At 42.2% G+C, this 7,063-nt stretch carries 1 protein-coding gene; it reads left to right on the forward strand.

Features of this window, described 5'->3' with window-relative positions; genetic code table 11:
• Positions 1-7,063: hypothetical protein (locus LVD51_RS01345; protein WP_236969373.1), on the forward strand; the 7,063-nt coding region annotated here is incomplete at both ends.

Below are 7,063 nucleotides of genomic sequence, written 5' to 3' on the forward strand. Positions count from 1 at the left end.
TCACTGCGGAGAGTGCAGATTGTGATTATAGTAACGATGGTGGGGCGAATAGTGGTTTGACCAACGTAGCCGTTATCGATGATGGGGTACCTGTTTCAAGGGATTCTACTTGTCAGCCAGTGCCAATGCCTGGGGTATTGATGACGAAGGATGTATTGGTAAATGCCATGCCGACAGGTAATTTAAATGAATTCACTACCACCTATGTTATTCGAGTAGAAGATACCACAGGAGTAAGAGCTTACTATGATTTAAGTGATACGATAAAATATGGAGCTGGAGCTGACTTTATCAGTGGATTAGTTGCCTATGGAGGTGATGATAATTTACAGACCAGTATATTAAATACCAATCCAACAGATACGGCCTACCAGATCGTGAATGATGAGTATGTAGAGAACTTTGGCGTAGATAGTTTTTATGTGGAAGTAATATTTACTGTTGATCCCAACGTGCTTACTGCGGAGAGTGCAGATTGTGATTATACCAATGATGGTGGGGCGAATAGTGGTCTGACCAACGTAGCCGTTATCAATGATGGGGTACCTGTTTCAAGGGATTCTACTTGTCAGCCAGTGCCAATGCCTGGGGTATTGATGACGAAGGATGTATTGGTAAATGCCATGCCTACCGGTAATTTAAATGAGTTTACCACCACCTATGTTATTCGAGTAGAAGATATTACAGGTACTAGAGCCTATTATGATTTAAGCGATACTATAAAATATGGCCTGGGAGCTAATTTTGTCAGTGGATTAGTTACCTATGGAGGAGATGATAATTTACAGACTAGTATATTAAATGCCAATCCAACAGATACGGCCTATCAGATCGTAAATGATGAGTATGTAGAGAACTTTGGGGTAGATAGCTTCTATGTGGAAGTGACATTTACAGTTGATCCCAACACTTTGACGGCAGAAAGTGCGGACTGTGATTATACTAATGACGGAGGGGCGAATAGTGGTCTGACCAACGTAGCCGTTATCAATGATGGTGTACCTGTTTCAAGGGATTCCACTTGTCAGCCTGTTCCTATGCCTGGAGTATTGATGACGAAGGATGTTTTAGTGGACGCTATGCCTACAGGTAATTTAAATGAATTTACTACCACTTATGTAATCCGTGTAGAAGATATTACTGGTACTAGAGCCTATTATGATTTAAGCGATACGATAAAATATGGCTTGGGAGCTAACTTTATCAGTGCAGCGATTACCTATGGAGGAGATGATAATTTACAGACTAGTATATTAAATGCCAATCCGACGGATACTGCCTACCAGATCGTAAATGATGAGTATGTAGAGAACTTTGGGGTAGATAGCTTCTATGTTGAAGTAATATTTACCGTTGATCCCAATACTTTGACGGCAGAAAGTGCTGACTGTGACTATACTAATGACGGAGGGGCCAATAGTGGTCTGACAAACGTAGCTGTTATCAATGACGGGGTACCGATTAGTCGAGATTCCACTTGTCAGCCTGTGCCAATGCCTGGAGTATTGATGACGAAGGATGTATTGGTGAATGCCATGCCTACCGGTAATTTAAATGAATTTACTACCACTTATGTGATCCGAGTAGAGGATACAACGGGCACGAGAGCCTATTACGATTTAAGTGATACGATAAAATATGGCTTGGGAGCTAACTTTATCAGTGCAGCGATTACCTATGGAGGAGATGATAATTTACAGTCTAGTATATTAAATGCCAATCCGACGGATACTGCCTACCAGATAGTCAATGATGAGTATGTAGAGAACTTTGGGGTAGATAGCTTCTATGTTGAAGTAATATTTGCCGTTGATCCCAATACTTTGACGGCAGAAAGTGCTGACTGTGACTATACTAATGACGGAGGGGCGAATAGTGGTTTGACCAACGTAGCCGTTATCAATGATGGTGTACCTGTTTTAAGGGATTCCACTTGTCAGCCTGTTCCTATGCCAGGAGTATTGATGACAAAGGATGTTTTGGTAGACGCTATGCCTACAGGTAATTTAAATGAATTTACTACCACTTATGTAATCCGTGTAGAAGATATTACTGGTACTAGAGCCTATTATGATTTAAGCGATACGATAAAATATGGCTTGGGAGCTAACTTTATTAGTGCAGCGATTACCTATGGAGGAGATGATAATTTACAGACTAGTATATTAAATGCTAATCCGACGGATACTGCCTACCAAATAGTGGATGATGAGTATGTAGAGAATTTTGGAGTAGATAGCTTCTATGTTGAAGTGACATTTACTGTTGATCCCAACACTTTGACGGCGGAAAGTGCAGATTGTGACTATACTAATGATGGAGGGGCGAATAGTGGTCTGACCAACGTAGCTGTTATCAATGACGGGGTACCGATTAGTCGAGATTCCACTTGTCAGCCTGTGCCAATGCCTGGAGTATTGATGACGAAGGATGTATTGGTGAATGCCATGCCTACCGGTAATTTAAATGAATTTACTACCACTTATGTGATCCGAGTAGAGGATACAACGGGCACGAGAGCCTATTACGATTTAAGTGATACCATTAAATATGGAGCTGGGGCGGACTTCATCAGTGCAGTAGTTACTTACGGAGGACCAGATGGTTTACAGACTGGTATTGTTACCGCCAATTCAACGGATACGGCTTATCAGATCGTAGATGATGAATATATAGAGGATTTTGGAGTAGATAGTTTCTATGTAGAGGTTGTGTTTACCATTGATCCCAACACATTGACATCGGAGAGTGCTGACTGCGATTACACCAACGATTTCGGAGGTAACAGTGGTCTAACTAATGTAGCCGTCATTGATGATGGTATACCCTACGATAGTGATACTATTTGTCAACCCATACCAATGCCAGGAGTATTGATGACGAAGGATGTATTGGTTAATGCTATGCCGACAGGTAACGTGAATGAGTTTACAACGACCTATGTCATTCGAGTAGAAGATACGACAGGAGTGAGAGCATTTTACGATTTAAGTGATACCATTAAGTATGGTTTAGGAGCCGATTTTGTCAGTGCTGTAGTTACCTATGGAGGTGGTGATGGCTTGCAAACCAGTATCGTTACAGCCAGTCCAATAGATACGGCTTACCAGATTGTAGATGATGAATATATTGAGGACTTTGGAGTAGATAGTTTCTATGTAGAAGTAGTCTTTACCATTGATCCCAATGTATTGACAGCGGAGAGTGCAGACTGCGACTATAGTAACGATGGTGGGGCCAATAGTGGTCTGACCAACGTAGCCGTCATCGATGATGGTGTTCCGATTAGTCGAGATTCTACCTGTCAACCTGTTCCAATGCCAGGAGTATTGATGACGAAGGATGTATTGGTGGATGCTATGCCGACAGGTAATGTGAATGAGTTTACCACCACCTATGTCATTCGAGTAGAAGATACGACAGGAGTGAGAGCATTTTACGATTTAAGTGATACGATTAAGTATGGTTTGGGTGCGGACTTTGTCAGTGCAGCGATTACCTATGGGGGAGATGATAACTTACAGACTAGTATATTAAATGCCAATCCAACCGATACGGCCTACCAAATTGTCGATGATGAATATATTGAGGACTTCGGAGTAGATAGTTTCTATGTAGAAGTAGTATTTACCATTGATCCGAATACATTGACAGCGGAGAGTGCAGATTGTGACTATACTAATGACGGAGGAGCCAATAGTGGATTGACCAACGTAGCCGTTATCAATGACGGTGTCCCGATTAATAGAGATTCCACTTGTCAACCTATTCCAATGCCTGGGGTATTGTTGACGAAGGATGTATTGGTAGAAGCTACTCCTACCGGGAATGTGAATGAATTTACTATGACTTATGTCATTCGAGTAGAAGATACGACAGGTACAAGAGCTTACTACGACTTAAGTGATACCATTATGTATGGCTTGGGTGCTGATTTTATCAGTGCAGAAGTGACATACGGAGGAGATGATAACTTACAGACTAGTATATTAAATACCAATCCGACGGATACGGCTTATCAGATCGTAGATGATGAATATATCGAGGACTTTGGAGTGGATAGCTTCTATGTAGAGGTCATCTTCAGCATTGATCCGAACATATTGACAGCGGAGAGTGCAGACTGTGATTACACCAACGATTTCGGGGCCAACAGTGGTTTGACTAACGTAGCCGTGATCAATGATGCAGTGCCTGTGGATAGAGATACGGTATGTAGAGAGATTCCAATGCCAGGAGTATTGATGACGAAGGATGTATTGGTCAATGCTATGCCGACTGGTAATGTGAATGAGTTTACCACCACCTATGTCATTCGTGTAGAGGATATAACAGGTGTGAGAGCTTACTACGACTTAAGTGATACCATTAAGTATGGTTTGGGTGCTGATTTTATCAGTGCGGAAGTGACATACGGTGGACCTGATGGTTTACAGACTGGTTTAGTTACAGTCAATCCAATGGACACGGCCTATCAGATCGTAGATGATGAGTATATAGAGGATTTCGGCGTCGATAGTTTTTATGTAGAGGTAATTTTCAGTATTGATCCCAACACATTAACTGCGGAGAGTGCAGACTGCGACTATACCAACGATGGCGGGGCCAATAGTGGTCTGACCAACGTAGCTGTCATCGATGACGGTGTTCCGATTAGTCGAGATTCCACTTGCCAGCCGATTCCAATGCCAGGAGTATTGATGACGAAGGATGTATTGGTGAACGCTATGCCGACCGGTAACGTGAATGAGTTTACTACCACCTATGTCATTCGAGTAGAGGATACCACAGGAGTGAGAGCTTACTATGACTTAAGTGATACGATTAAGTATGGCTTGGGTGCTGACTTTATCAGTGCAGAAGTGACTTATGGAGGAGGCGATGGTTTACAAACTGGAATTGTTACAGCCAGTCCAATGGACACGGCCTATCAGATCGTAGATGATGAGTATATAGAGGATTTTGGTGTAGATAGCTTCTATGTAGAGGTCATCTTTAGCATTGATCCCAACACATTAACTGCGGAGAGTGCAGACTGTGATTATAGCAATGACGGAGGAGCCAACAGTGGTCTGACCAACGTAGCTGTCATTGATGATGGTGTGCCGATTAGTCGAGACTCTACTTGTCAGCCTGTGCCAATGCCAGGAGTATTGATGACGAAGGATGTATTGGTCAATGCTATGCCGACCGGTAATGTGAATGAATTTACCACCACTTATGTTATTCGTGTGGAAGATACGACCGGTGTGAGAGCCTACTATGACTTAAGTGATACCATTAAATATGGTTTGGGTGCCGACTTTATCAGTGCAGAAGTGACATATGGAGGAGGAGATGGCTTACAAACCAGTATTGTCACTACTAACCCAATGGATACGGCTTACCAGATTGTAGATGATGAATATATTGAGGACTTTGGAGTGGATAGTTTCTATGTAGAAGTGATCTTTAGCATTGATCCCAACACATTAACTGCGGAGAGTGCTGACTGTGATTATAGCAATGACGGAGGAGCCAACAGTGGTTTGACCAACGTAGCTGTAATTGATGATGGAGTGCCAGTAGCTAGCGATACAGTTTGCCAGCCAGTACCAATGCCTGGGGTATTGTTAACTAAGGATATTTTAGTTAATGCGTTACCAACAGGCAATGTAAATGAATATACAACTACCTATGTTATTCGAGTAGAAGATACTACAGGTGTTAGAGCTTACTACGACTTAAGTGATACGATTAAGTATGGCTTGGGTGCCGACTTTATCAGTGCAGAAGTGACCTATGGAGGTGGTGATGGATTGCAGACTGGTATTGTTACCGTTAATTCCATGGATACGGCTTACCAGATCGTAGATGACGAATATATTGAGAATTTTGGCGTAGATAGTTTCTATGTAGAAGTGATCTTTAGTATTGATCCCAACACATTAACTGCGGAGAGTGCAGACTGTGATTACAGTAATGACGGCGGGGCCAATAGTGGTCTGACCAACGTAGCTGTAATTGATGATGGAGTACCAGTAGCGAGTGATACCATCTGTCAACCTATCCCAATGTCAGGGGTATTGTTAACAAAAGATATTTTAATAGATGCCACACCTACCGGTAATGTTAATGAATTTACCATGACTTATGTCATTCGAGTAGAAGATACTACAGGTGTTAGAGCTTACTACGACTTAAGTGATACGATTAAGTATGGTTTGGGTGCCGACTTTATCAGTGCAGAAGTGACTTATGGAGGAGGCGATGGCTTACAAACTGGAATTGTTACCGCTAATCCCATGGATACGGCTTACCAAATCGTAAATGATGAGTATATTGAAAACTTTGGCGTGGATAGTTTCTACGTGGAAGTGATCTTTAGCATTGATCCTAACGTGTTGACGGCAGAAAGCGCAGACTGTGATTACAGTAATGACGGCGGGGCCAATAGTGGTCTGACCAACGTAGCTGTAATTGATGATGGTGTACCTTTAGACAGAGATACAGTTTGTCAATCCATTCCAATGCCAGGAGTATTTATGACAAAGGATGTATTGGCTGAAGCCACACCTACAGGTAATGTGAATGAATTTACCATGACTTATGTTATCCGAGTAGAAGACACTACTGGTGTTAGAGCTTACTACGACTTAAGTGATACGATTAAGTATGGCTTGGGTGCTGACTTTATCAGTGCAGAAGTGACTTATGGAGGCGATGATAACTTACAGACCAGTATAGTTACTGCCAACCCTGTGGATACGGCTTACCAGATCGTAGATGATGAATATATCGAGGACTTTGGAGTAGATAGTTTCTATGTAGAGGTAATTTTCAGTATTGATCCGAATATTTTGACTGCGGAGAGTGCAGACTGCGATTATACCAACGATTTCGGGGCCAACAGTGGTCTGACCAACGTAGCCGTGATTAATGATGCAGTGCCATTGGACAGAGATACGGTATGTCGAGAGATTCCAATGCCAGGAGTATTGATGACAAAGGATGTATTGGCTGAAGCCACACCTACAGGTAATGTGAATGAATTTACCATGACTTATGTTATCAGAGTAGAAGA

The organism is Membranihabitans marinus, assembly GCF_021729155.1.
Lineage (GTDB): Bacteria > Bacteroidota > Bacteroidia > Chitinophagales > Saprospiraceae > Membranihabitans > Membranihabitans marinus.